General features: G+C 68.3%; 22 protein-coding genes. 15 read left to right on the top strand and 7 right to left on the bottom strand.

Annotated features, from left to right (window positions below):
- Window positions 1-26: 26 nt before the first annotated feature.
- Both ACFXC1_RS16365 and typA read left to right on the top strand, forming a co-directional pair.
- A complete protein-coding gene (locus tag ACFXC1_RS16365; RefSeq protein WP_381243546.1) occupies window positions 27-575 on the top strand; it encodes a hypothetical protein in 549 nt (182 codons plus the stop codon).
- A gap of 131 nt (window positions 576-706) precedes the next feature.
- The gene (gene typA, locus ACFXC1_RS16360) at window positions 707-2,614 is read left to right on the top strand and encodes a translational GTPase TypA (protein WP_381243161.1); all 1,908 of its coding nucleotides are present in this window, start codon (window positions 707-709) and stop codon (window positions 2,612-2,614) included.
- Between the two features lie 54 nt (window positions 2,615-2,668).
- On the opposite strand, the gene ACFXC1_RS16355 is transcribed toward typA, so the two are convergent.
- On the bottom strand, window positions 2,669-3,412 hold the full coding sequence (locus ACFXC1_RS16355) for a class I SAM-dependent methyltransferase (protein WP_381243159.1): 744 nt from the start codon (window positions 3,410-3,412) through the stop codon (window positions 2,669-2,671).
- A 598-nt stretch (window positions 3,413-4,010) separates the two neighbouring features.
- Here ACFXC1_RS16355 and ACFXC1_RS16350 point away from each other — a divergent pair.
- The 5 genes from ACFXC1_RS16350 to ACFXC1_RS16330 all read left to right on the top strand — a co-directional run bounded on the left by ACFXC1_RS16350 (window position 4,011) and on the right by ACFXC1_RS16330 (window position 9,850).
- Window positions 4,011-5,633 (top strand): peptide ABC transporter substrate-binding protein, encoded by a 1,623-nt coding sequence (locus ACFXC1_RS16350; protein ID WP_381243156.1) that lies wholly within the window; start codon window positions 4,011-4,013, stop codon window positions 5,631-5,633.
- Window positions 5,634-5,778: 145 nt separating this feature from the next.
- Window positions 5,779-6,705 (top strand): ABC transporter permease, encoded by a 927-nt coding sequence (locus ACFXC1_RS16345; protein WP_381243154.1) that lies wholly within the window; start codon window positions 5,779-5,781, stop codon window positions 6,703-6,705.
- Entirely contained in the window at window positions 6,698-7,636 is a 939-nt protein-coding gene (locus ACFXC1_RS16340) for an ABC transporter permease (protein ID WP_381243151.1), read from the top strand. Before ACFXC1_RS16345 ends, ACFXC1_RS16340 begins: the two co-directional genes overlap by 8 nt.
- An 11-nt stretch (window positions 7,637-7,647) precedes the next feature.
- Complete coding sequence (locus tag ACFXC1_RS16335) at window positions 7,648-8,709, top strand: ABC transporter ATP-binding protein (protein WP_381243148.1); 1,062 nt, start codon at window positions 7,648-7,650, stop codon at window positions 8,707-8,709.
- Window positions 8,702-9,850, top strand: a complete 1,149-nt coding sequence (locus ACFXC1_RS16330) for an ABC transporter ATP-binding protein (RefSeq protein ID WP_381243145.1) — start codon at window positions 8,702-8,704, stop codon at window positions 9,848-9,850. The genes ACFXC1_RS16335 and ACFXC1_RS16330 overlap by 8 nt, the downstream gene beginning before the upstream one ends.
- A gap of 58 nt (window positions 9,851-9,908) precedes the next feature.
- Here ACFXC1_RS16330 and ACFXC1_RS16325 read toward each other — a convergent pair whose 3' ends face one another.
- Genes ACFXC1_RS16325 through ACFXC1_RS16305 form a run of 5 tightly spaced genes read right to left on the bottom strand, consistent with a single transcriptional unit; the run spans window position 9,909 to window position 15,753 of the window.
- Window positions 9,909-10,904: an oligopeptide/dipeptide ABC transporter ATP-binding protein gene (locus tag ACFXC1_RS16325; protein WP_381243143.1), complete on the bottom strand. Its 996-nt coding sequence runs from the start codon at window positions 10,902-10,904 to the stop codon at window positions 9,909-9,911.
- Window positions 10,901-11,881 carry an ABC transporter ATP-binding protein gene (locus tag ACFXC1_RS16320; protein WP_381243141.1) on the bottom strand — a complete coding sequence of 327 codons (981 nt, stop codon included), beginning with the start codon at window positions 11,879-11,881 and terminating at the stop codon, window positions 10,901-10,903. Before ACFXC1_RS16320 ends, ACFXC1_RS16325 begins: the two co-directional genes overlap by 4 nt.
- A complete protein-coding gene (locus ACFXC1_RS16315) occupies window positions 11,878-12,792 on the bottom strand; it encodes an ABC transporter permease (protein ID WP_381243139.1) in 915 nt (304 codons plus the stop codon). The genes ACFXC1_RS16320 and ACFXC1_RS16315 overlap by 4 nt, the downstream gene beginning before the upstream one ends.
- Complete coding sequence (locus ACFXC1_RS16310; RefSeq protein WP_381243137.1) at window positions 12,789-13,829, bottom strand: ABC transporter permease; 1,041 nt, start codon at window positions 13,827-13,829, stop codon at window positions 12,789-12,791. The genes ACFXC1_RS16315 and ACFXC1_RS16310 overlap by 4 nt, the downstream gene beginning before the upstream one ends.
- A 43-nt stretch (window positions 13,830-13,872) precedes the next feature.
- Window positions 13,873-15,753: an ABC transporter substrate-binding protein gene (locus ACFXC1_RS16305; protein WP_381243135.1), complete on the bottom strand. Its 1,881-nt coding sequence runs from the start codon at window positions 15,751-15,753 to the stop codon at window positions 13,873-13,875.
- Between the two features lie 343 nt (window positions 15,754-16,096).
- Here ACFXC1_RS16305 and ACFXC1_RS16300 point away from each other — a divergent pair, with 343 nt between their 5' ends.
- Genes ACFXC1_RS16300 through ACFXC1_RS16280 form a run of 5 tightly spaced genes read left to right on the top strand, consistent with a single transcriptional unit; the run spans window position 16,097 to window position 21,672 of the window.
- Window positions 16,097-17,731, top strand: coding sequence for a peptide ABC transporter substrate-binding protein (locus ACFXC1_RS16300; protein ID WP_381243133.1), 1,635 nt, complete (start codon window positions 16,097-16,099; stop codon window positions 17,729-17,731).
- 6 nt (window positions 17,732-17,737) lie between these two features.
- Window positions 17,738-18,661, top strand: coding sequence for an ABC transporter permease (locus ACFXC1_RS16295; protein ID WP_381243131.1), 924 nt, complete (start codon window positions 17,738-17,740; stop codon window positions 18,659-18,661).
- On the top strand, window positions 18,654-19,634 hold the full coding sequence (locus tag ACFXC1_RS16290; RefSeq protein ID WP_381243129.1) for an ABC transporter permease: 981 nt from the start codon (window positions 18,654-18,656) through the stop codon (window positions 19,632-19,634). Before ACFXC1_RS16295 ends, ACFXC1_RS16290 begins: the two co-directional genes overlap by 8 nt.
- Window positions 19,635-19,643: 9 nt before the next feature.
- The gene (locus tag ACFXC1_RS16285; protein ID WP_381243127.1) at window positions 19,644-20,618 is read left to right on the top strand and encodes an ABC transporter ATP-binding protein; all 975 of its coding nucleotides are present in this window, start codon (window positions 19,644-19,646) and stop codon (window positions 20,616-20,618) included.
- Window positions 20,611-21,672: an ABC transporter ATP-binding protein gene (locus ACFXC1_RS16280; protein WP_381243125.1), complete on the top strand. Its 1,062-nt coding sequence runs from the start codon at window positions 20,611-20,613 to the stop codon at window positions 21,670-21,672. Before ACFXC1_RS16285 ends, ACFXC1_RS16280 begins: the two co-directional genes overlap by 8 nt.
- A 151-nt stretch (window positions 21,673-21,823) precedes the next feature.
- Here ACFXC1_RS16280 and ACFXC1_RS16275 read toward each other — a convergent pair whose 3' ends face one another.
- The gene (locus ACFXC1_RS16275) at window positions 21,824-23,947 is read right to left on the bottom strand and encodes a S9 family peptidase (protein ID WP_381243124.1); all 2,124 of its coding nucleotides are present in this window, start codon (window positions 23,945-23,947) and stop codon (window positions 21,824-21,826) included.
- 203 nt (window positions 23,948-24,150) lie between these two features.
- Between ACFXC1_RS16275 and ACFXC1_RS16270 the strand changes: the two genes are divergently transcribed.
- From ACFXC1_RS16270 to ACFXC1_RS16260, 3 genes are read left to right on the top strand one after another with little or no spacing between them, the layout of a single operon-like run.
- Window positions 24,151-24,345, top strand: a complete 195-nt coding sequence (locus ACFXC1_RS16270) for a hypothetical protein (protein ID WP_327401497.1) — start codon at window positions 24,151-24,153, stop codon at window positions 24,343-24,345.
- Between the two features lie 23 nt (window positions 24,346-24,368).
- A complete protein-coding gene (gene mshB, locus ACFXC1_RS16265; RefSeq protein ID WP_381243122.1) occupies window positions 24,369-25,229 on the top strand; it encodes an N-acetyl-1-D-myo-inositol-2-amino-2-deoxy-alpha-D-glucopyranoside deacetylase in 861 nt (286 codons plus the stop codon).
- Complete coding sequence (locus tag ACFXC1_RS16260) at window positions 25,226-25,648, top strand: DUF6113 family protein (RefSeq protein ID WP_381243120.1); 423 nt, start codon at window positions 25,226-25,228, stop codon at window positions 25,646-25,648. Before mshB ends, ACFXC1_RS16260 begins: the two co-directional genes overlap by 4 nt.
- Window positions 25,649-25,701 lie beyond the last annotated feature (53 nt).

Below are 25,701 nucleotides of genomic sequence, written 5' to 3'. Positions count from 1 at the left end.
GGGGTTGGGGTGCGGCGTTGACCGCGGTGGTGATGCTGGGCACGGCCGGCTGCGGAGCCGCGGCCACCGATGACGGCCGGGCCGCGGCCGGGGCGGCCACGATCTGTACGCACGGGACCTATACCTGGTCCGGCGTCCGGCACGAGGAGCGGCTGACCGGGCTCCCCGACCGGATCACCTACACCGACGGCGGGTACCAGGGCACCGTCGAACCCGTCTCCGACACCGTCTACCGGCCCACCGTGACCCATCCGCCCAAGGGCGTCGCCCCCGCGCGCGTGATCAAGGCACTCGGCACCCATCTGAAGACGGAGGACCCGCTCGCCGGGCCGTCCGAGACCGCCGGGCACGAGGAGACGGACTTCTTCGACGTGCTCGTGGGCCCCCGGCAGCCCTATTACACCTGGGAGTCCATCGGCCTGGTCGAGGCGGACTTCACTTACAGCTGTGGACTGAACCCGCCGGTGCGCGGTCACGTGCACACCTGGGACACCTACGGCGGCGGATTCATCCCCTGTTCCGAGCCGCCCGAGAGTGCTGCGGCCCAGGCGGCGGCGTCGAAGCTCTGCCCGTAAGGCCCTGCGGAGGCCCCTTCCCCGTACGCCACGTACGATGGGGTAAGGCCGTGGCGTGTCCAGCCCGGCAGGGTCCGCGTAACACAGACGTACGCGCAGGCCTTCCTCACTCTCCGGGAGTACGCCGCAATATGGCCACGCGCCACGACATCCGCAACGTCGCCATCGTCGCCCACGTCGACCACGGGAAGACGACCCTCGTCGACGCCATGCTGAAGCAGGCCGGTGCCTTCGCCGCGCACGCCGCCGAATCGCTCGACGACCGCATGATGGACTCGAACGATCTGGAGCGTGAGAAGGGCATCACGATCCTGGCCAAGAACACGGCCGTCAAGTACCACCCCAAGGATGGCGGAGACGTCATCACCATCAACATCATCGACACCCCCGGCCACGCCGACTTCGGTGGCGAGGTCGAGCGCGGTCTGTCGATGGTGGACGCGGTGGTGCTGCTCGTCGACGCCTCCGAGGGCCCGCTGCCCCAGACCCGCTTCGTGCTGCGCAAGGCGCTCCAGCAGCGCCTGCCCGTCATCCTCTGCATCAACAAGACGGACCGCCCGGACTCCCGGATCGACGAGGTCGTCAACGAGACCTACGACCTCTTCCTGGACCTGGACGCGGACGAGGAGCAGATCGAGTTCCCGATCGTCTACGCGTGTGCGCGTGACGGCGTCGCCTCGCTGACCAAGCCGGAGAACGGCACGGTCCCGCAGGACAGCGACAACCTGGAGCCCTTCTTCTCCACGATCCTGTCGCACGTCCCGGCCCCGCAGTACGACGAGGAGGCCCCGCTCCAGGCGCACGTCACCAACCTGGACGCGGACAACTTCCTCGGCCGTATCGCGCTGCTCCGCGTCGAGCAGGGCGAGCTGCGCAAGGGCCAGACCGTCACGTGGATCAAGCGCGACGGCACCATGTCCAACGTGCGCATCACCGAGCTGCTGATGACCGAGGCGCTCACCCGCAAGCCGGCCGAGATGGCGGGCCCCGGTGACATCTGCGCCGTGGCCGGTATCCCGGACATCATGATCGGTGAGACCCTCGCCGACCCCGAGAACCCGATCGCGCTGCCGCTGATCACGGTCGACGAGCCGGCGATCTCCATGACCATCGGTACGAACACCTCGCCGCTGGTCGGCCGCGGCGGCACCGGCAAGGGCGCCACCGCGAAGGCGGCCGTCAAGGACCGCAAGGTGACGGCTCGTCAGGTCAAGGACCGCCTGGACCGCGAGCTGATCGGTAACGTCTCGCTCCGCGTCCTCGACACCGAGCGCCCCGACGCCTGGGAGGTGCAGGGCCGCGGTGAGCTGGCGCTGGCCATCCTGGTCGAGCAGATGCGCCGCGAGGGCTTCGAGCTGACCATCGGCAAGCCGCAGGTCGTCACGCAGATCATCGACGGCAAGGTGCACGAGCCGGTCGAGCGCATGACGATCGACGTGCCCGAGGAGCACATGGGCGCGGTCACGCAGCTCATGGGCGTCCGCAAGGGCCGGATGGACAACATGTCCAACCACGGCTCGGGCTGGGTCCGCCTGGAGTTCGTCGTCCCGTCCCGCGGCCTCATCGGCTTCCGTACGGAGTTCCTGACCGGCACGCGCGGCACGGGCATCGCCCACTCCATCCACGAGGGCCACGAGCCGTGGTTCGGTGTGCTGACGACCCGTAACAACGGTTCGCTGGTCGCCGACCGCGCCGGTGCCGTCACCGCGTTCGCGATGACGAACCTCCAGGAGCGCGGTGTGCTGTTCACCGACCCCGGCACCGAGGTGTACGAGGGCATGATCGTCGGCGAGAACTCGCGCGCCGACGACATGGACGTGAACATCACCAAGGAGAAGAAGCTCACCAACATGCGCTCGGCCGCCGCCGACTCCTTCGAGGCGATCGTGCCGCCGCGCAAGCTCTCCCTGGAGCAGTCCCTGGAGTTCTGCCGCGACGACGAGTGCGTCGAGGTGACCCCGGAGGCCGTCCGCATCCGCAAGGTCGTCCTCGACCAGAAGGAGCGGGGTCGCTCGGCGAGCCGCGCCAAGCACGCCTGATCCACCGCTGAGGCCCAACTGAGCCCGGGCGCCCCCTACTTGGGGTGCCCGGGCTCAGTGCGCGGGCCGCGCCACGGTGATGATCTCGGGGCTCTCGGGCGTGAGCGGCCCCCGCTCCCAGTCGCCGTACTGCTCGACGACCGCCAGCCCGGCCCCGGCGAGGAACCCCGACAGGGCGGCACGGTCCAGGAACCGCAGGGTCGACCGGCTGACCTGAGGCCGTGTCCAACACCCGCCCTCGAAGGTCTCGGTGAACGTCACCCGGTCCTCCGCGGCCGGCACGGTCTCGACCTCGTGCCACACCGTTACGACACCGCCGCGCGGGTCGGTGAGCCGGCGCGCCCGGTCCGGTGTCCAGCCCTCCCAGGCACGCGCCGCCGGGTTCCGCGTCTCGAACACGAACCGCCCGCCGGGCGCCAGCGCGTCCTGGACCGCCCGCAGCGCGACCCGCAACTCCTCATCCCGAACCAGGACTTGGAAGGCGTGCCCGGTCATCACGACGAGATCGAACTCGCCGTGCCAGGCCATGGTCCGCAACTCCCCGAGCACCCACTCGACACCGGGCTCCCGCCGACGCGCCTGAACGAGCATGGCGGCGGCGGGATCGATCCCGGTCAGCCGCCCCCTGTGTCCCTCGCCCCGGGCCCGGTGCAGCAACCTCCCGGTACCGCACCCCACATCGAGCACGGCCCGCGCGGACATCGCCAGTTCCAGATAGAAGTCGTCCCCCGCACCCCACGGATTGAGCCCGTCGTACAACTCGGCAAGCGACATGTCCCCGAATGACCGATCCACCACCGGTTCAGCCTGCCACAGCCGCCCCGACGGAACGGCGGGACCGCCTGCATTCTTGACGGGTTCTCAACCGGGGGATGCGGTACCCGGGCTTTGCCCGACGCCTGGCCGAATAAAGGGTTATCCCTTGTCCTGGTCAGGAATCCGCACAGGCCGTCCGATCCGCACTACCCTGCCGTTGGCGTGATCCTGTCCATGCTCTGTCGGCTGCCCTTGAAGGCCTCCGGCGTGCGGGCATGTCGATTGCACAGCGGTCGTTGAACCGCAACTGGATTTTCACGCGCTCCGCGTTCGGCATGCGGACATTCAAGCCCGATAAATATGTAACAAGTCCGTTTCGCAGGGATCTTTCACCAAACCCTTTGTCCGGATTTTGGAAGATGTACGCGCGAGGTGTGATCGAACCGAGACCTTGTGAATATGGCTCGGCCCCGCCTCATGGCAGATAGTTAGGCGCGTAGAGCTCGGATCACGGGTCACTCGCTGTAGGCGGCGACTCATCGAGCGCGGGGAGCACTTGACCTTTTCAGGCACCGGTGACGGTGATGTGTCATGCGCTCTCCCAGGTGATGAACCATTGGACTCATGAGGAGGAGCCCCCATGCGTGGTGCCAAGAGCGCCAAGTGGGTTGCGATAGCCGCAGTTGTGGCGCTGGGCGCAACGGCCTGTGGCGGCGGCGGTGACGACAACAGCTCCGGCGGCAGCAAGGGCAACGGCGTCATCTCGGTGGAGATCGGCGAACCGCAGAACAGCCTGGTTCCGAGCAACACGTACGAGACCGAGGGCGGCCAGGTCATCAACGCCCTCTTCACCGGGCTGACCAAGCTTGACGCCGACAACAAGGTCGTCAACGCCATGGCGGAGTCGATCGAGTCCAAGGACAACAAGGTCTGGACGATCAAGCTGAAGTCTGGCTACACCTTCCACAACGGGGAGAAGGTGACCGCCCAGTCCTTCGCCGACGCGTGGAACTACGGCGCGAACCAGACCAACGCCCAGCAGACCAACCCGCTGTTCAGCCACATCGCGGGCTACGCGGACCTCAACCCGGGCGAGGGCAAGAAGCCCAAGACCGACAAGCTGTCCGGTCTGAAGGTCGTTGACGACAGCACCCTCCAGGTCACCCTGAACGGCGCGTTCTCGGCGTTCCCGTCGCAGCTCTCCTTCACCGCCTTCGTGCCGCTGCCCAAGGCGTTCTTCAAGGACCCGAAGGCCTTCGGCGAGGCCCCGATCGGCAACGGCCCGTTCAAGATGAGCGGTAAGTTCAAGCACAACCAGGAAATTGACACCGTCAAGTACGACAAGTACCCCGACGCCTCGAAGATCGAGGTCAAGGGTGTCAACTTCAAGATCTACTCGAACCAGGACACCGCGTACAAGGACCTCGTCGCCGGCAACCTCGACAGCCTGCTGACGATCCCGACCTCGGGCCTGCCGACGTACCACAAGGACCTGAACGGCCGTTACATCGACGAGGCCGACTCGGCCGTCGGCTACATCGGCTTCCCGATCAAGTACAACAAGGCCTTCCAGAACGCGGACCTCCGCAAGGCCATCTCGATGTCGATCGACCGCGCGACGATCTCGTCGAAGATCTTCCTCGGCGCCCGTACGCCCGCGGACGACTACATCAGCCCGATCATCGACGGCTACCGCAAGGGCGCCTGTGGTGAGTCCTGCACGTACAACCCGACCAAGGCCAAGGCGCTCTACAAGCAGAGCGGCGGTCTGCCGGGCAACACGCTGGAGATCGGTTACAACGCGGACGGCGGCCACAAGGAGTGGGTCGAGGCCGTGTCGAACCAGATCCAGCAGGCTCTCGGCATCAAGGTGACGGCCAAGCCGTTCGAGCAGTTCCAGACCATCCTCAACGACCTGGACGCCAAGAAGTACCAGGGCGCGTTCCGTATGGCGTGGAGCATGGACTACCCGGACATGGAGGACTACCTCCGTCCGATCTTCTCGAAGGACGCCATCACCACCGGCTCCAACTACTCGGGCTACACGAACGAGGCGTTCGAGCAGCTCCTCGTCGAGGGCGACCAGGCCCCGACGCACGAGGACGCCATCAAGAAGTACCAGGCCGCGGACGACATCCTGCTCAAGGACCTGCCGTACATCCCGGTGTACTTCTACACGATGAACGCCGGCTTCAGCGACAAGATCAAGTCCATGAAGGTCGCCGGTCACCAGATCCTGTGGGACACGGTCAAGCTCAGCTGACCTGGTTCGAACAGTTCTGACACAGCAGTACGGGGTGAGCAGGGGGAGGAATAGCCTTCCCCTGCTCACTTCTGCTGCCGTCTACCGTCCGACCGTGCCCTCCCCCCGGCCGCGGTCGGGTCGAGCACCCCCCTCTGGAGTACCCATGGGCCGATACGTCGCGCGCCGTCTCCTACAGGTGATCCCTGTGGTCTTCGGCGTCACGTTCATCATCTTCTGCCTGGTCTTCGCTCTGCCCGGCGATCCGATCCAGGCACTGGCCGGCGACAAGCGCGCCGACCCCAACATCGCGGCGATCCTCCGCGCGCACTACCACCTCAACGAGCCGCTGTACCAGCAGTACTGGCACTACATCAGCGGCGTCTTCAGCGGTGACCTCGGGGAGACGTACAACGGGCGTTCCATCTCGGACATCGTCTCCGAGCGCTTCCCCGTCACGCTGAAGCTGGGGCTGACGTCGTTCGCCATCGAGGCCGTGATAGGCATCGTCGCGGGCATCTTCTCCGCCCTGAAAAAGGGCAAGTTCATCGACAACGTCGTACTCATCTCGACCCTGGTCCTGATCTCGATCCCGGTCTTCGTGCTCGGCTCCGTGCTGCAGCTGGAGTTCGGTGTGAACCTCAAGATCACGCCGGTCGCGGGCATCCAACACGGCTGGCCGCAGAGCTACATCCTCCCGGCCATCGTGCTCGCCTCGACGTCGATGGCGTACATCGCCCGACTCGTCCGGACCAGCATGATGGAGTCGGTCCGTGCCGACTACGTCCGTACGGCGATCGCCAAGGGCCTTCCGCAGCGGCGGGTCATCGGCGTGCACGCGATGCGCAACTCCCTGATCCCGGTCGTCACCTTCCTGGGCTTCGACCTGGGCGCGCTCATGGGCGGCGCCATCATCACCGAGCGCGTGTTCAACATGCCAGGTATCGGCGGTCAGTTGGCCCAGTCCGTCTCCCTGCGGGAGCGACCCGTCGTCGTCGGCCTGGTGACCCTTCTCGTGCTGATCTACCTGGTCGCCAACCTCCTCGTAGACCTGCTCTACGCCGTGCTTGACCCGAGGATCCGCTATGAGTGAGAAGACGATAGAAAGGCCCACCACCGACGAGGCCGCCATCGCCAAGGAGATCGAGGCGGAGGAGAAGGCGGCGGCGCGGCAGGCGAGCCTGCTGCGGGACGGCTGGGCGGACCTGCGCAAGCGGCCCATGTTCATCGTGACCTCGCTGATCATCCTGGTCCTGCTCGCGCTGGCGGTCGCGCCAAGTCTGTTCACGGCGCGCTCCCCGTTCTCCGACGGCTTCTGCCAGCTTCAGAACTCCATGACCGGGCCCTCGTCCGGGCACCTGTTCGGCTACGACGTGCAGGGCTGCGACATCTACACGCGGACCGTCTACGGCACCCGCAACTCGATCGTCGTCGGTGTCGTGACCACCACCGCCACCACGCTGATCGGCGGCCTGGTGGGCATGCTCGCCGGTCTCATCGGCGGCTGGGCCGACGCGCTGCTGTCCCGTATCACCGAGGTGTTCGCGGGTCTGCCGCTCATCATCGGCGCGCTGCTGATCATGTCCATCTGGGGCGGCGGCGACGTGTGGTCGGTGTCGCTCATCATGGCGCTCCTCGGCTGGCCGCAGGTCTACCGGATCATGCGCGGCGAGGTCATCGCCAACAAGTACAACGACTACGTGACGGCCGCGCGGGCACTGGGCGCGGGCTCCTGGCGAATAGCGTTCCGGCACATCCTGCCGAACACGCTCGCCCCCGTCATCGTCATCACCACCATGAACCTCGGTGTGTACATCAGCGCCGAGGCCGCCCTGTCCTACCTGGGCATCGGCATCCAGTACCCCAACATCTCCTGGGGCGTGATGATCAGTGACGCCCAGGACAGGTTCCTGACCTCGCCGCACGCGCTGATGTTCCCGGCCGGTGCCCTGAGCATCACGGTCCTGGCCTTCATCATGCTCGGCGACGTGGTTCGCGACGCCTTCGATCCCAAGATGCGCTGAGGGAGGCGTACGTGACCATCATCGACCCGACGGACGCCGTTCCGGCCCAGCGCCCCGGCGACCACGACAACACCGGCCCACTGCTCGAAGTGCGCGATCTGCACGTCGAGTTCCAGACCCGCGAGGGTGTGGTCAAGGCCGTCAACGGCGTCAACTACACCGTCGACTCCGGAGAGACGCTCGCCGTGCTCGGCGAGTCCGGCTCCGGCAAGTCCGTGACCGCGCAGGCGATCATGGGCATCCTGGACATGCCGCCCGCCCGGATCCCGCAGGGGGAGATCCGTTTCTACGGCCAGGACATGCTGACCATGGGTGCCGAGGAGCGGCGCAAGCTGCGCGGCGCCCGGATCGCCATGATCTTCCAGGACGCGCTCTCCTCGCTCAACCCCGTGCTCAGCGTGGGGTTCCAGCTCGGCGAGATGTTCCGCGTCCACCAGGGCATGTCCCGCAAGCAGGCCAAGGCCAAGTCCATCGAGCTGATGGACCGGGTGAAGATCCCGGCCGCCGCGGCGCGGGTGAACGACTACCCGCACCAGTTCTCCGGCGGTATGCGCCAGCGCATCATGATCGCGATGGCGCTCGCCCTGGAGCCGGACCTGATCATCGCCGACGAGCCGACCACGGCCCTCGACGTGACGGTGCAGGCCCAGGTCATGGACCTGCTCGCGGAGTTGCAGCGCGAGTACCGGATGGGGCTCATCCTCATCACCCACGACCTCGGTGTGGTCGCGGACGTCGCCGACAAGATCGCGGTGATGTACGCGGGCCGTATCGTGGAGACGGCACCGGTGCACGAGCTGTACAAGCGCCCGGCGCACCCCTACACCCGGGGTCTGCTGGACTCCATCCCGCGCCTGGACCAGAAGGGCCAGGAGCTCTACGCGATCCAGGGCCTGCCGCCCAACCTGCTGAAGGTGCCGCAGGGTTGTGCCTTCAACCCGCGCTGCGAGAAGGCGCAGGACATCTGCCGTACGGAGTTCCCGCCGCTGGTCCCGGTGACCGAGGCGGACGGAACGGAACTGCCCGGCCGCGCCAGCGCGTGCCACTTCTGGAAGGAGACGATCCATGGCTGACCCGACCAAGGCCGACGAGCCCCAGGACGCGATGCCCAACGTCTCCGAGGTCGAGGTGGCGGAGGTGCACTCGGAGGAGGAGGCGGTCGCCGCTCTCGACGCGAACGTCGAGCGGGGCGAGCCGATCCTCCAGGTGCGCAACCTGGTCAAACACTTCCCGCTGACCCAGGGGATCGTGATCAAACGCCAGATCGGCGCGGTGAAGGCCGTCGACGGTGTCTCCTTCGACCTGCACCAGGGCGAGACCCTGGGCATCGTGGGCGAGTCCGGCTGCGGCAAGTCGACGGTCGCCAAGCTCCTGATGAGCCTGGAGACGCCGACGGCCGGCGAGGTCTTCTACAAGGGCCAGGACATCACCCGGCTGTCCGGCAGGGCCCTCAAGGCCGTCCGCCGGAACATCCAGATGATCTTCCAGGACCCGTACACCTCGCTCAACCCCCGGATGACGGTGGGCGACATCATCGGTGAGCCCTTCGACATCCACCCCGAGGTGGCACCGAAGGGGGACCGTCGCCAGAAGGTGCGGGACCTCCTGGACGTCGTGGGTCTCAACCCGGAGTACATCAACCGCTACCCGCACCAGTTCTCGGGCGGCCAGCGCCAGCGCATCGGCATCGCCCGCGGCCTCGCGCTCAACCCCGAGGTCATCATCTGCGACGAGCCGGTGTCCGCGCTCGACGTGTCGGTGCAGGCACAGGTCATCAACCTGATGGCGCGACTGCAGGACGAGTTCAACCTCTCCTACATCTTCATCGCGCACGACCTGTCGATCGTCCGGCACATCTCGGACCGGGTGGGCGTGATGTACCTCGGCAAGATGGCCGAGGTCGGCACCGACGAGCAGATCTACGAGTACCCGACGCACCCCTACACCCAGGCGCTGCTGTCGGCGGTACCCGTGCCGGACCCGGAGGCCCGCGAGCACCGCGAGCGGATCATCCTCACCGGTGACGTGCCCTCCCCGGCCAACCCGCCGTCCGGCTGCCGCTTCCGCACCCGCTGCTGGAAGGCCCAGGACAAGTGCGCCCAGGAGGAGCCGCTGCTGGCGATCCCGGAGCGCTTCAAGGGCTCCGACACCCCCGCGGCCCACGAGTCGGCGTGCCACTTCGCCGAGGTCAAGGACGTGGTCCACGCGGCCTGATCGCTACGGCCGACACCGAATCCCGGCACTGCGACGGCGGTGCCGGGATTCGGCGTTCTCATACGACGGGGTCCGCCACCCGCGCCCAGTGACAGGCCACTTGAGCCTCCCCGCCCCCGCCCAGCACCTCCAGGTCCTCGGTCCGGCACCGGTGCGCCACCCCCGCCCGCTCCGCCTCCCCGCTCGCCAGGATCTGGCAGCGCACCCGGAACCGGCAGCCGCTCGGGATACGGGACGGGTCCGGTGGTTCGCCGGACAGCACCACGGGATCGCCCGGCGCCTCCGGCAGCACCGACAACAATGCCTGCGTGTACGGGTGTTGGGGCGCCGTCAGAACGCGCTCGGCGTCCCCCGTCTCCACGATCCGGCCCAGGTACATCACCGCGACCCGGTCGGCGATGTTCCACGCCAGCCCCAGGTCGTGGGTCACCACCAGGGCGGCCAGGCCGAGTTCGGTGCGCAGCCGCAGGAGCAGGGCCAGGATCTCGCCGCGCACGGAGGCGTCCAGGGAGGCCACCGGCTCGTCGGCGACGAGGAGTTCGGGTTCCAGCACGAGTGCGCCGGCGATCACCACGCGCTGCCGCTGCCCGCCGGACAGCTCGTGCGGATAGCGCAGAAAGAACCGCTCGGGCGGCCGCAGCCCGGCACGGCTCAACGCCCGGGCGACCACGGCCTGTTCGTCACCCACACCCCCGTGAATGCGCAGCCCCTCGGCCACCGCGTCGTACACCGTGTGCCGTGGGTTGAGCGACCCGCTCGGGTCCTGGAGGACGAGCTGCACGCGTCGGCGATAGGCCTTGAGGGCCCGTGAGGAGTACTGGAGGGGCTTGCCGTCGAAGGTGACCCGCCCTCCGGTCGGCGGCACCAGCCCGAGCAGCGAGCGGGCCAGCGTCGTCTTCCCGCACCCGGACTCTCCGACGAGGGCGACGACCTCCCCCGGCCGGATGTCGAGATCGACCCCGTCCACGGCCCGGGCGGCCGCACCGCCGCGCCGCCCGGGGAAGGCCACGCGCAGTCCTTGGGCGCTGAGGAGGGGCGCCGGTTGTGTGGTCATGACGCGCTCCCGGTGTCGTGGCCGGCCGGTACCTGCACATGCACGCAGGCCGCCCTCCGCCCCCGGCCGGCCTCCCGGAGGGACTGGTCCTCGGTCGCGCACGCGTCCAACGCCTCCGCGCAGCGTGGATGGAAGGCGCAGCCGGACGGCAGGTCCGACGGGTCGGGTGGGTCGCCTGCCAGGCCGCGTGGGGCGAAGCGGGAGGCCGGGTCGCCGATGTGCGGGAAGGAGGCCGACAGGGCCTTGGCGTAGGGGTGGAGGGCGTTCTCGTAGACCTGCCGGGCGGGGCCCTCCTCGATCACGCGGCCCGCGTACATGACGACCAGGCGGTCGCAGAGGTCGGCGAGGATCGCGAGGTCGTGGCTGATCATCAGCAGGCCCACCTGCTGGTCCGTGACCAGGCGTTCGATCAGGCCGAGGATCTGGGCCTGGATCATCACGTCGAGTGCCGTGGTGGGCTCGTCCGCGATGATCAGCTGCGGGTCGCAGGCGAGTGCCATGGCGATCATGACGCGTTGCCGCTGGCCGCCGGAGAGTTCGTGCGGGTAGGCGGTCGCGCGGGTGGCCGGCAGTCCGGCCTGTTCCAGGAGTTCCCCGGCGCGGCGCCTGGCCTGTGCCGTCGTCGCGCCCTGGTGCAGCAGCACGGGTTCCGCGATCTGGTCACCGATGCGGTGCACGGGGTTGAGGGAGTGCATCGCGCCCTGGAAGACGATCGAGGCACCGGCCCAGCGGACCGCCCGCACCCGCCCCCACCGCATCGTCAGCACGTCCTCGCCGTTCAGCAGGATCTCCCCGGAGACCCGCGTCCCCGGCGGCAGCAGCCGTAGCAGCGCGAGCGCCAGGGTGGACTTGCCGGAGCCCGACTCGCCCGCCACGCCCACTTTCTGACCGGCCGTCAGGGACAGGTCGACGCCTCGCACCGCGGCCACCCCGCCCGGGTACGTCACTTCGAGGTTCCGGACCTCCAGGAGGGTCAACCCGCCACCCCCAGCCGGGGGTTGAGGACGGACTCCACCGCGCGCCCGCACAGCGTGAACGCCAGCGCGACCACGGCGATCGCGATGCCGGGCGGCACCAGGTACCACCAGTCCCCGGCACTGACCGCGCCCGCCTCCCGGGCGTCCTGGAGCAGCCCGCCCCACGACACCACCGTCGGATCGCCGAGCCCCAGGAACGCGAGGGTCGCCTCGGCGAGGATGGAGGAGGAGACCATCAGGGTCGTCTGCGCCAGGACCAGCGGCATCACATTGGGCAGCACGTGCCGGGACATCACGTGCCAGTGGCCGCCGCCGAGCGCCCGCGCCCGTTCGATGTACGGCCGTGACTCCACCGCCAGCGTCTGCGCCCGCACCAGCCGGGCCGTGGTCGGCCAGGTGGTCACGCCGATCGCGAGGATCACCGTCCCCAGGGAGCGGGACATGACGGTGGCCAGCGCGATGGCGAGCACCAGCGTCGGCATGACCAGGAACCAGTCGGTGATCCGCATCAGGACCGTCCCGTACGCGCCCCGGAAGTGCCCGGCGGTGATCCCGACCACCGCGCCGATCGCCACGGACAGCACGGCCGCGAGTAGTCCGACGAGCAGTGAGACCCGCGCGCCCCAGATGACCAGTCCCAGCAGGTTGCGGCCGAACTGGTCGGTGCCCAGCGGGAATTGGGCGCTCGGACTCTCCAGGGGCTGCCCCGGTGCTCCGGTCACGCTCGACACGTCGGAGCCGACCGTCAGCGGTGCGGTGAGCGCGGCCAGTGCGAAGAGGCCGAGCGCGGCCAGGCCGACCAGTCCGGCGCGGTGGGTGCGGTACCGCGCCCAGAACCGTACGGCGGACCGGCGGCGGCGCTGCCAGGCGAGGGCGCGCGGACCGGTCTGTGCGACGGGGGGAGCGGTCATCGGCCCACCCGGGGGTCGAGCAGCGGATAGACGAGGTCTGCCAGTGTGTTCATGACGATCACCGCCGCGGCGAAGAAGAGGAACAGGCCCTGGACCAGGGGCAGATCGGGCACGCTCAGCGCCTGGTAGAACAGTCCGCCCAGACCGGGCCAGGAGAAGACCGTCTCCACCAGGATCACGCCGGCGACCGTACGGCCGAGGTTGACGAAGACGAGGGTGACGGTGGGCAGCAGCGCGTTCGGTACGGCGTGCCGGCGCCGGACCAGGTCGTCCCGAAGTCCCTTGGCCCGCGCGGTCGTCAGATAGTCGCTGCCCATCTCGTCGAGCAGCGCGGAGCGCGTGACCAGCAGGGTCTGCCCGTACTCGACCGCCACCAGCGTGACCACGGGCAGGACGAGATGGTGGGCCACGTCCAGCATGTACGCGAAGCCCTCCTTGCCGCCCGACTCCATGCCGCCGGTCGGGAAGAGCCCGGGGATCGGGCCCACGCCCACCGAGAACACGATGATCAGCAGCAGGCCGAGCCAGAACGACGGCACGGAGTAAAGGGTCAGCGCAAGACCGGTGTTGAGCCGGTCGGACAGACTGCCGTTGCGCCATGCCGACCTGGTGCCGAGGAACATGCCGAGCGCGGTGTACAGCACGAAGGCCGTGCCGGTGAGCAGCAGGGTGTTCGGGAGCGCCTCGGTGATCTTGTCGATGACGGGCGCCCGGAACTGGTACGACGTCCCGAGGTCGCCGGTGAGGGCTTTGCCGCAGTAGTCCGTGAACTGCTCCCACAGCGGCAGGTCGAGCCCGAACTCCCGGCGGTACTCGGCCAGTTGGGCGGTCGAGATCGGGCGCCCGCCGGTCATCGTCTTGACCGGGTCGCCCGGGATCAGCCGGAACAGGAAGAACCCGGTGACCAGCACGGCCAGCAGCGAGACGACGGCGCCGCCCAACTTGCCGCCGACGTAGCGGACGTAGCCGGACCGGGCACTGCCCGCTCCTGGTCCGGCCGTCTCCTCCACCGGCACCGAGGTGACGTCAGCGGCCATGAACGGCCGTCCCGCACAAGGCTGTTGAGGATCGGCGCACCGGCTACTCCCGGTCCTCGGCGGTGGCCCGGCGCCGCACCGCGAACAGCACCACCGCACCGACCACGACCAGCCCTCCGACGGCGATCCCGGCGATCGCCCCGCCCGAGAGCCCGCCGGACGACGAGCCGTCGGAGGCCGCGGGCACCGCCGACCACCAACTCCAGTAGCCGTCCTGCCCGTAGATGTTGCCGCCGCTCAGAGGCATCGTGTCGATGGACTTGATCTGGTCGGTGCGGTAGGCCTCGACGGCGTTCGGGTACGCCATGACGTTCATGTACCCGAGGTCGTACAGCCGCGACTCCATCTGCTTCACGAGGTCCGCCCGCTTGACCGGGTCGTACTCGGCCAACTGCTGGGCGTAGAGCGTGTCGTAGGTCTTGTCGCAGATGAAGTTGTCGGTGGCGCCGATGTCCTTGGGGGTGGCCGGGAGTGCCGCGCAGGTGTGGATGGACAGTACGAAGTCCGGGTCGGGGTTGACGGACCAGCCGTCGAAGGCGAGGTCGTACTTGCCGGCGAGCCAGGGGTCGGTGACGTTGTCGAGGCAGTCGAGCGTCACGCCGATGCCGAGCTTGCCCCACCACTCCTTGAGGTACTGGCCGACCGCCTTGTCGTTGGGGTCGGTGGCGTGGCACAGCAGGCGGTAGTCGATCGGTTTGCCGTCCTTGCCGACGCGTTTGCCGTCGCTGTTCTTCTTGTAGCCCGCCCGGTCGAGGAGTTGGGCCGCCTTCGTGGGGTCGTAGGCGAGGTCCTGGCTCGCGGACGGTTTCCAGAAGTACGTCGAGAAGCGCGGCGGGATGTAGCCCTCGCCCTCGACGGCGTGGCCCTGGAAGACCTTGTCGATGAGGGTCGTGCGGTCGACCGCCATGAACAGGGCGTGCCGGACGTTCTCGTCGAGCAGGGAGGGGTCGCCGTCGCCGAAGTGGGTGCCGTTCCTGGCCTGGGCGCCGGGGTTGGTGGCGAGGGCGTAGAAGCGGCGGCCGGGGGCGTCGTTGACCTTGATGTTCTGCTCGGTCTTGAGGGAGGCGGCCTGGGCGGGGGTCAGGGAGGGGGAGCCGGCGACGAAGGAGACCTCGCCCTTGCGGAGTGCGGCCACGGCCGCGTCCTGGTCCTTGTAGTAGCGGAAGACGAGTTCGTCGAACTTCGGTGCCCCGCGCCAGAAGGACTTGTTGGCCTTGAGGCGGACGTAGCTGTCGGGTTTGTAGGCGGTGAGGACGAACGGGCCGTTGCCGACGATCGGGAAGGTCTTGTCGTTGTTGAACTTGGAGAGGTCGCCGGCCTTCGACCAGATGTGCTCGGGCACGATCGGCACATCGAGCGCGGTCATCGTGGCCTGCGGCTTCTTGAGCTGGATGACCAGCTGGGTGGGGCTGGGGGCGGTGACCTTCGCGAAGTTGGTGACGAAGCTGCCGTTGGCGGTGGCGGCGCCCGGGTCGGTCATCATCTTGTTGAACGTCCAGGCCGCGTCCTCGGCGGTGGCCTGCTGCCCGTCGGACCACTTGGAGTCCGAGCGGATCGTGTACGTCCAGGTCAGCTTGTCCGGCGACGAGGTCCACTTGGTGGCGAGCCCCGGGATGGTGTGGTTGTCCTTGGGGTCGTAGTTGGTGAGGTAGTCGTACATCAGCCGGCCGATGCTGGTGCTGACCAGGCGGGTCGCCAGGAAGGGGCTCAGGGAGTCCACGCTCTGCGCGACGGCGACGGTGAGGACCTTGTCGCTCTTGTCGGTCTTGGCCTCGGCCTGCTGCGGTGCCGGATTGAGGGGGGTGGCGAGGGCCGCCGTGACGGCCAGGGCGCCGGATGCTCCGGCCACCAGCCGGTATAAGCGGCGGGGCCGCGGTCTTCTGGGGCGTGAGTGCTCTGTGCCGTTCCGGTCCTGAGTGCTCATGGTCCTGACCTCGCGCTTGACCAGGTGACGCCGGGCTGGGTTGAAGAGTGTGTCTATCAGCGGCGGTCGGCACCCGTCAACGGCGCGTGAAAGGCCATGTGGCCTGCGGAAACAGTGAGTTGACGCACCGATTCGAGGTTTATTGGTCCACACCACTGAAGCGTGCCTGGTGGGGCCGTGGCAGTGGAACGGGGACCGCTGCGGCCTGTGCGTCACCCGTCCCGCGCGCGGCCTGTGCTGCATTCGGGTGGCTGCGTGTGCGAGGTGACCGGTTTGTGCGGATATTGGCCGGTAATGGATCGATCTGGATCGGCCTGGGTCGGCTTTCCTGAGGAGGCACTCGATGCGTGGAGCCACACACGCCAAATGGGCCGCTTGCGCGGCGGCGGTAGCCCTCGCGGCGACCGCCTGTGGGAGCAGCGGCGGCAGCAGCAGCGGCGGCGGTGACGGCAGCGCGGTGCTCAGTGCCTCCTGGGGAGACCCGCAGAACCCGCTGGAGCCGGCCAACACCAACGAGGTACAGGGCGGCAAGGTCCTCGACATGGTCTTCCGCGGCCTCAAGCGCTACAACGCCAAGACCGGCAAGGCCGAGGACATGCTCGCCGACAAGATCGAGACCACGGACTCGCAGAACTTCACGGTCACCATCAAGAGCGGCTGGAAGTTCAGCAACGGCGAGGCCGTCACCGCGAAGTCCTTCGTCGACGCGTGGAACTACGGCGCCAGCCTCAAGAACAACCAGAAGAACGCGTACTTCTTCGGGTACATCGAGGGCTACGACAAGGTCCACCCCGACAGCGGTTCGCAGTCCGCGACCACGCTCTCCGGGCTCAAGGTGACCGGCACCGACACCTTCACCATCAAGCTCACCCAGAAGTTCTCCACGTTCCCGGACACCCTCGGCTACGCGGCCTACTCCCCGCTGCCGTCGACGTTCTTCTCCGACCACGCGGCCTGGCTCAAGAAGCCGGTCGGGAACGGGCCCTACACCATCGAGTCGTACACCAAGGGCTCGCAGATGCAGCTCAAGAAGTGGGACGGCTACACCAACGCGGACAAGGCGCAGAACGGTGGCGTGACCCTCAAGGTCTACACCGACAACAACACCGCCTACACCGACCTGATGGCCGGCAACCTCGACCTCGTCGACGACATCCCGGCCGCGCAGCTCAAGAACGTCAAGAGCGACCTCGGCGGCCGGTACATCAACACGCCCGCCGGGATCATCCAGACGCTCGCGTTCCCGTACTACGACAAGGACTGGAACAAGAGCGGCTCGGAGAAGGTCCGCCAGGGCCTGTCGATGGCGATCAACCGGGACCAGATCACCAACACGATCTTCCAGAAGACCCGCACCCCGGCCACCGACTGGACCTCACCGGTGCTCGGCACCGCCGGCGGCTTCCAGGACGGGCTGTGCGGGGACTCCTGCAAGTACAACCCGACCGAGGCCAAGAAGCTGGTCCAGGAGGGCGGCGGGCTGCCCGGCGGCCAGGTCAAGATCACGTACAACGCGGACACGGGCTCGCACAAGGAGTGGGTGGACGCCGTGTGCAACTCCATCAACAACGCGCTCGGCAACGACAAGGCGTGCGTCGGCAACCCGGTCGGCACCTTCGCCGACTTCCGCAACCAGATCGGCCAGCACAAGATGACCGGGCCGTTCCGGGCCGGCTGGCAGATGGACTACCCGCTCATCCAGAACTTCCTCCAGCCGCTGTACTACACCAACGCCTCCTCCAACGACGGCCAGTGGTCCAACAAGGACTTCGACAAGCTCGTGAACCAGGCCAACGCGGAGACCGACACCGGCAAGGCGATCAAGCTCTTCCAGCAGGCCGAGGGCGTCGTACGGGACAACATGGCCGCCATCCCGCTCTGGTACCAGAACGGCAGCGCGGGCTACTCCGACCGGCTCTCCAACGTGGCGCTCAACCCGTTCAGCGTCCCCGTGTACAACGAGATCAAGGTCGGCTGAGCCCGCATGGGACGGTACGTCGTCCGGCGGCTGCTGCAGATGATCCCGGTCTTCATCGGCGCCACCCTGCTGATCTTCCTGATGGTGAACGTGATGGGCGACCCCATCGCGGGCCTGTGCGGCGACCGGCAGTGCGACCCGGCGACGGCCGCCCAGCTCAAGAAGGAGTTCGGCCTCGACAAGCCCCTGTGGCAGCAGTACCTGACCTACTTGGGGAACATCTTCACCGGTGACTTCGGTACGGCGTTCAACGGCCAGAAGGTCACCGAGCTGATGGCGACCGCGTTCCCCGTCACCATCCGGCTGACCATCGTGGCGATCGTCATCGAGGTCGTCATCGGCATCACGCTCGGGGTGCTCACCGGCCTCAAGCGCGGCCGGCCGATCGACACGAGCGTGCTGCTGCTCACCCTCGTCGTCATCTCCATCCCGACCTTCGTCACCGGTCTGCTGCTGCAACTGCTGCTCGGCGTCGAGTGGGGCTGGATCAAACCCTCCGTCTCCTCGGAGGCGACCTTCAGTGAACTGATCGTCCCCGGGCTGGTGTTGGCCTCGGTCTCACTCGCCTACGTCACCCGGCTGACCCGGACGTCCATCGCGGAGAACCGGCGCTCCGACTACGTCCGCACGGCCGTGGCGAAGGGCCTCCCGAGACGCCGGGTGATCATCCGCCACCTCCTCCGCAACTCCCTCATCCCCGTGGTCACTTTCATCGGAACCGACATCGGCGCCCTGATGGGCGGCGCGATCGTCACCGAGCGGATCTTCAACATCCACGGCGTCGGCTTCCAGATCTACCAGGGGATCGTCCGGCAGAACACACAGACCGTGGTCGGCTTCGTGACGGTCCTCGTCCTCGTCTTCCTGGTCGCCAACCTGCTTGTAGACCTCCTGTACGCCGTACTCGACCCGAGGATCCGCTATGCCTGAGCAGCCGTTCGAGCCGGATCGCGCCATCGCCGGCACCGGCGCGGGCGGCGCGATGGACCTCGCCACGAGCGAGGCGGAGACCCTGGAGAAGACTCCTGGCGGCCCGGAGGGCACGGGCCCCCAGGAGAAGCCCCGCTCCCTCTGGTCCGACGCCTGGCGGGACCTGCGCCGCAACCCGGTCTTCATCATCTCCGCACTGGTCATCCTCTTCCTGATCGTCATCTCCCTCTGGCCGTCCCTGATCGCCTCCGGCAACCCCCTCAAGTGCGACCTCGCAAAGGCCCAGGAGGGCTCCCAGCCCGGCCATCCTTTCGGCTACGACGGCCAGGGCTGCGACGTCTACACGCGCACGGTGTACGGCACCCGTACGTCGGTGACGGTCGGCGTCCTCGCCACGCTGGGCGTCGCGATCCTCGGCTCGGCCCTGGGCGGACTCGCGGGCTTCTTCGGCGGGGCGTGGGACTCGATCCTCTCCCGCCTCACGGACATCTTCTTCGCGATCCCGGTGGTCCTCGGCGGCCTGGTCCTGCTCTCCGTGGTCACCAGCAACACGGTCTGGCCGGTCATCGGCTTCATGGTGCTGCTCGGCTGGCCGCAGATCTCCCGCATCGCCCGCGGCTCGGTCATCACCGCCAAACAGAACGACTACGTGCAGGCCGCGCGGGCCCTCGGCGCCTCCAACTCCCGCCTCCTGCTACGGCACATCGCCCCGAACGCGGTCGCCCCGGTGATCGTCGTCGCCACCATCGCGCTCGGCACGTACATCTCGCTGGAAGCGACCCTGTCGTACCTCGGCGTAGGCCTGAAGCCCCCCACGGTCAGCTGGGGCATCGACATCTCCTCGGCCTCCGCCTACATCCGCAACGCCCCCCACATGCTCCTCTGGCCGGCCGGAGCCCTCGCGATCACCGTCCTCGCGTTCATCATGCTCGGCGACGCGGTGCGCGACGCCCTTGACCCGAAGTTGAGGTGAGGCGGCGTCATGCTGCTCGAAGTGCGGGATCTGCACGTGGAGTTCAGGACCAGGGACGGGGTCGCCAAGGCCGTCAACGGGGTCAACTACAGCGTGGACGAGGGGGAGACCCTTGCCGTGCTGGGGGAGTCGGGGTCCGGGAAGTCCGTGACCGCGCAGGCTGTCATGGGGATTCTCGATGTGCCGCCGGGGAAGATCACCGGCGGGGAGATCCTCTTCCGGGGCGAGGACCTGCTGAAGTTCAAGGAAGAGGAACGGCGCAAGGTCCGCGGCGCCGAGATGGCGATGATCTTCCAGGACGCGCTGTCCTCGCTCAACCCCGTGCTCTCCGTGGGCGATCAGCTCGGCGAGATGTTCGTCGTGCACAAGGGGATGTCGAGGAAGGACGCGCGCGCCAAGGCCGTCGAGCTGATGGAGCGGGTGCGGATCCCGGCCGCCAAGGAACGCGTGCGGGACTACCCGCACCAGTTCTCCGGCGGTATGCGCCAGCGCATCATGATCGCGATGGCGCTCGCCCTCGAACCGGCGCTCATCATCGCCGACGAACCCACCACCGCCCTGGATGTCACCGTGCAGGCCCAGGTCATGGACCTGCTCGCCGAGTTGCAGCGCGAGCTCAACATGGGGCTCATCCTCATCACCCACGACCTCGGAGTCGTCGCGGACGTCGCCGACAAGATCGCCGTGATGTACGCGGGACGGATCGTCGAGTCGGCCCCGGTCCACGACATCTACAAGGCACCCGCCCACCCGTACACGCGCGGCCTGCTGGACTCCATCCCGCGCCTGGACCAGAAGGGCCAGGAGCTCTACGCCATCAAGGGCCTCCCGCCGAACCTGATGCACATCCCGCCCGGCTGCGCCTTCAACCCCCGCTGTCCGATGGCCCAGGACGTGTGCCGGACCGATGAACCCGAACTGTACGAGGTTGATCAACACCGGGGCAGTGCCTGTCACTTCTGGAGGGAGTGCCTCAATGGTTGAGCCGATCCTTGAAGTGACCGGACTGGTCAAGCACTACCCGTTGACCCAGGGCATTCTGTTCAAGAAACAGGTCGGTGCCGTCAAGGCCGTTGACGGTGTCGACTTCACGCTCAACAGAGGAGAGACCCTCGGCATCGTCGGGGAGTCCGGGTGCGGCAAATCAACTGTCGCCAAGATGCTGGTCAATCTCGAGCGGCCGACCGAGGGGTCGATCAAGTTCAAGGGCGAGGACATCAGTAAGATGTCCGGCCGCGCCCTGAAGACCGCCCGCCGCAACATCCAGATGGTGTTCCAGGACCCGTACACCTCCCTCAACCCCCGTATGACGGTCGGCGACATCATCGGAGAGCCGTACGAGATCCACCCCGAGGTGGCCCCGAAAGGCGACCGGCGCAAGCGGGTTCAGGATCTCCTCGACGTCGTGGGACTCAACCCCGAGTACATCAACCGCTATCCGCACCAGTTCTCCGGCGGCCAGCGCCAACGCATCGGCATCGCACGGGGGTTGGCCCTGCGCCCCGAGGTCATCGTCGCCGACGAACCCGTCTCCGCGCTCGACGTCTCCGTGCAGGCCCAGGTCATCAACCTCCTCGACCGCCTCCAGGACGAGTTCGACCTCTCCTACGTCTTCATCGCGCACGACCTCTCGATCGTCCGGCACATCTCGGACCGGGTCGGGGTGATGTACCTCGGACGGATCGTGGAGATCGGCAGCGACGAGCAGATCTACGACCACCCGACGCACCCGTACACGCAGGCACTGCTGTCCGCGGTCCCCGTGCCCGACCCGGACGCGCGCGAGCACCGCGAGCGGATCATCCTGTCCGGCGATGTGCCGTCCCCGACGAACGTCCCGTCCGGCTGCCGCTTCCGTACCCGCTGCTGGAAGGCGCAGGAGCGCTGCGCGCTGGAGGTGCCGCTGCTCGCCGTACCGGCCGAGTTCCGGCTCGTGAGCGGGCCCGTGGCCCACGACTCGGCCTGTCACTTCGCGGAGGAGAAGACGGTCGTACCGAAGGACGAGACCCCGGACGATCTTGGAAACGGGGCGGAATAACCGCACAAACAGGCATCAACCGCGTTAACACGCAGGCAACTCGGCCGACCCGATCTCGATATACGGACGCGTCAACCTGAACAACGTACGGCCGTGCGGGTGCCGTAAACGGACCGGGGCGCGCCATGTCGCCCCGGTCCGTTGCCCGTTGTCAGCGGGCGAGCCCCAACGAGCGCTTCAGGAAGTCCAGCTGGAGCAGCAGCAGGTTCTCCGCGACCGCCTCCTGCGGGGTCATGTGCGTCACCCCGGAGAGGGGCAGTACCTCGTGCGGACGGCCGGCCGCGAGCAGGGCCGAGGACAGGCGCAGGGAGTGGGCGACCACCACGTTGTCGTCCGCGAGGCCGTGGATGATCAGCATCGGGCGGTGCGGCTCGGCAGCGTCCACCAGGCCCGCGTCGTCGATCACGGAGTTGCGCCGGTAGACCTCGGGCTGCTCGGCGGGGTGCCCGATGTACCGCTCCTGGTAGTGGGTGTCGTACAGCCGCAGGTCGGTGACCGGTGCGCCGACGACCGCCGCGTGGAAGACGTCGGGGCGGCGCAGCGCGGCGAGGGCGGCCAGGTAGCCGCCGAACGACCAGCCCCGGATCGCGACCCGGCCGAGGTCGAGCGGGAAGTCGGCCGCGAGCGCCTGGAGCGCGTCGATCTGGTCCTCCAGGACGACCGCCGCGAGGTCGTCCCTGATCGCCTTCTCCCAGGCCGGTGAGCGGCCCGGAGTGCCCCGTCCGTCGGCGACGAGCACCGCGAAACCCTGGTCGGCGAACCACTGCGAGGTGAGGTGCGCGTTGTGTGCGGCGACCACGCGCTGACCGTGCGGACCGCCGTAGGGGTCGAGCAGAACCGGAAGCGGACTGCTGCCGTTGTAGTCCCGTGGCATAAGCAGGGCGCACGGGACGCGGCGTGCGCCCCCCTCGGTGAAGGTGATGCGCGGGGACACACCGGGATCTTCGGCGTACGACGCGATCGGCACCGTCTTCTTGCCCTCGCGCAGCACCTGTACCCGCGTGCCCGGCCGGTCCGGTACCGCCGACAGCAGGACGGTCACGCCCCCGGCGCGTACCGCCGAGTGCACGCCGGGCTCCTGCGAGACGCGCTCCAGGCCGAGCTCGCTGACCCGGTAGACATGCACCTCGCCGGTCTCCGGGGCGGGTGCCGCCTCGCCCGCCGAGGCCGCGACCAGCACGTTGTCGTCCGAGACGTCCAGTACCGCGCGGACGTGCAACTGCGGTCCGGTGAGCGGGCGTTCACCGACCGCGAGGACCCGGGCGCCCCCCTCGTCGGCGATCCGCACGAGCCGTCCGGAGGGGCTCCAGCACGGCACGCCAGGGAAAAGATCAAGCCAAACTGGATCTTCGTCGGCGTGCACCATCCGGGTCGCCCCGGTGTCCGGGTCCACAGCCAGGAACAGCTGGCTGCGCTGGTCCCGCGCCTGCACGAGCAGCAGCGGGGCACCCGCCGCTGACCAGTGCACTCGCGCCAGATACGGATACCGTGCGCGGTCCCAGACGACCTCCGTGCGCACCCCGTTCAGCGCGATCACATACAGCCGTACCTCCGCGTTGGCCGTCCCCGCCGCCGGATACGCGACCCGCCGCGGCTCGCGCTCCGGGTGGGCCGGGTCGGCGATCCACCAGCGCTCCACCGGCGTGTCGTCCACGCGGGCGACCAGCAGCCGGTCCGAGTCCGGCGACCACCAGAAACCGCGGGTACGGCTCATCTCCTCGGCCGCGATGAACTCGGCCAATCCATAGGTGACTTCGTCCGACTCCGGCCCGGCGAGCACCCGGTCGCCCTCGCCCTCGGCTCCCACGACCCGCAGGGCGCCCTCGGTGACGTAGGCGATGTGCCGTCCGTCGGGGGCCGGGCGGGGGTCGATCACCGGCCCCGGGACGGGGAGTTCACGTGCCGTGCCGGCCCGCAGCTCGGCCGTGAAAAGCCGCCCTGACAAGGCGAAAGACGCCAACTCGACCTCGCTGTCGGTGGCGTAGCCGACGATCCCCGCACCACCCTCGCGGGTGCGCTCGCGGCGCGCCCGCTCCTCGGGTGAGAGGTGCTCCGAGGCGCCGCCCAGGAGGGCGCGCGGGTCGGCCGCGACGCGCTCCTCGCCGCCCGCCGGATCGAGGACCCACAGCGCGTTCACCCGGTCCGTGCCGGAGGAGGAGCGCAGGAACACGACCCGGGAACCATCGGGCGCCACGGTGAACGCGCGCGGCGCGCCGAGCGTGAACCGCTGGGTACGGGCGTGCCGTCGGGGGAAGGAGTCAGCCTCGGTCGTCATGCCCCGACCATATTGGCCATGCGCCCCCTTGTGCGGCTGTGCGCCGAGCGATGCGCGAGCGCGGATAGTTATGATCACTAGCGCTGGGTGGGTATGAACCTGCTGGCTGCTGTATGGATTTGCTCTACGGATCCACGCCATGGATCCATTGCCCCCATAGTCCGACCCCCCCGAGTCCCTGGGATCATTGGAGGTGAGCCGCCGTGGCACTCTCGATTTCGGCGGTGGTGCTGCTGGCGATCGTCGTCTTCCTTCTGGTCAGGAAATCAGGGCTGAAGGGCGGACACGCGGTCGTCTGTGTCCTCCTCGGGTTCTATCTGGCCTCCTCGACCATCGCGCCCACGATCAGCGATCTCACGACGAACATCGCGAGCATGATCGGCAGCATCAAGTTCTGACGGCTCACCTTTAGGGTGGGCACATGACGGAACTGCCCGCCCGTCGTCTGTTGCTGGTGCACGCGCACCCCGACGACGAGTCGATCAACAACGGCGCGACCATGGCCAAGTACGCGGCCGAGGGTGCCCTGGTGACACTGGTCACCTGCACCCTCGGTGAACACGGCGAGGTCATTCCGCCCGAGCTGCGGCAGCTGACGGGTGCCGCGCTCGGGAAACACCGGGCGGGCGAGCTCGGGGCCGCGATGAGTGAGCTCGGGGTGGGTGACTTCCGTCTCCTCGGCGGCGCCGGACGCTACCAGGACTCCGGGATGATGGGCACCCCGGACAACGACGACCCAGATTGCTTCTGGCAGGCCGACGTCGACGAGGCCGCCGAGTACCTCATCGAGGTGATCCGCGAGGTGCGCCCGCAGGTCCTGGTCACCTACGACCCCGACGGCGGCTACGGCCACCCGGACCACATCCAGGCCCACCGCGTCGCCATGCGCGCCGCCGAACTCGCCGCCGACGCAGGGCAGTCGATCGCCAAGGTCTACTGGAACCGCGTACCCCGGACCGTCGTCGAGGACGGCTTCGAGCGGCTGCGGGACGCGCTGCCGGAGCTGCCCTTCGCGGAGACCGCCGCCGTGGACGACGTCCCGGGTGTCGTGGACGACGACCGGATCACCACCGCGATCGACGGCACCGAATACGGAGCCGCCAAGACCGCCGCGATGCGCGCGCACGCGACCCAGATCGAAGTCGCCCCGGACGAGCCGTACTTCGTGCTCTCCAACTACCTCGCGCAGCCGGTTTTCACCACCGAGTACTACGAGTTGGTCAAGGGCGAGACCGGCGGCCCGGCACCCGAGACCGACCTCTTCGAAGGGCTGGGCCTGTGACGAGCGCCAACCAGGGCGGCGGAAGCCTGCTCGCCCAGCCGCTGCAACGGCCTTCCGGACTACGGGTGTTGGCCTACCTCGGGCTCTTCGTGCTCGGCGCGGTCGTCGGGGCGGCCGGGGCGCTGGTGCAGGGCGGCTGGTTCCCCGGCGGGCTGCTGCTCGCGCTCGCCGGAGCGGGCGGACTGTTCCTCGGCGGGGCGAGAGCGGCCGGCGGGCGGGGCGGGGCCGTGGCGCCCGCGGCCGGCTGGATGGTGGCTGTCATCCTGCTCACCGCCAGCCGTCCGGAAGGCGACTTCCTCTTCGGCGCGGGAGTCGGTTCCTATCTCTTTCTGCTCGGCGGAATGGCCATTGCTGTGATCTGTGCCACGTTGGGTTTGGGGCGGCAACCAAGCGGCCCTGACGTCCGACTTGGCAAGTGACGTACCACTTCGCGGTGACGCGCGCGTGCGAGTCCGGTGTGGGTTTCCCCAGC

The organism is Streptomyces hokutonensis (assembly GCF_042751305.1).
GTDB classification, from domain to species: Bacteria; Actinomycetota; Actinomycetes; order Streptomycetales; family Streptomycetaceae; genus Streptomyces; species Streptomyces hokutonensis_A.
Note: the sequence above shows the minus strand (reverse complement) of the source record. Positions and strands in the feature narration are given on the sequence as shown.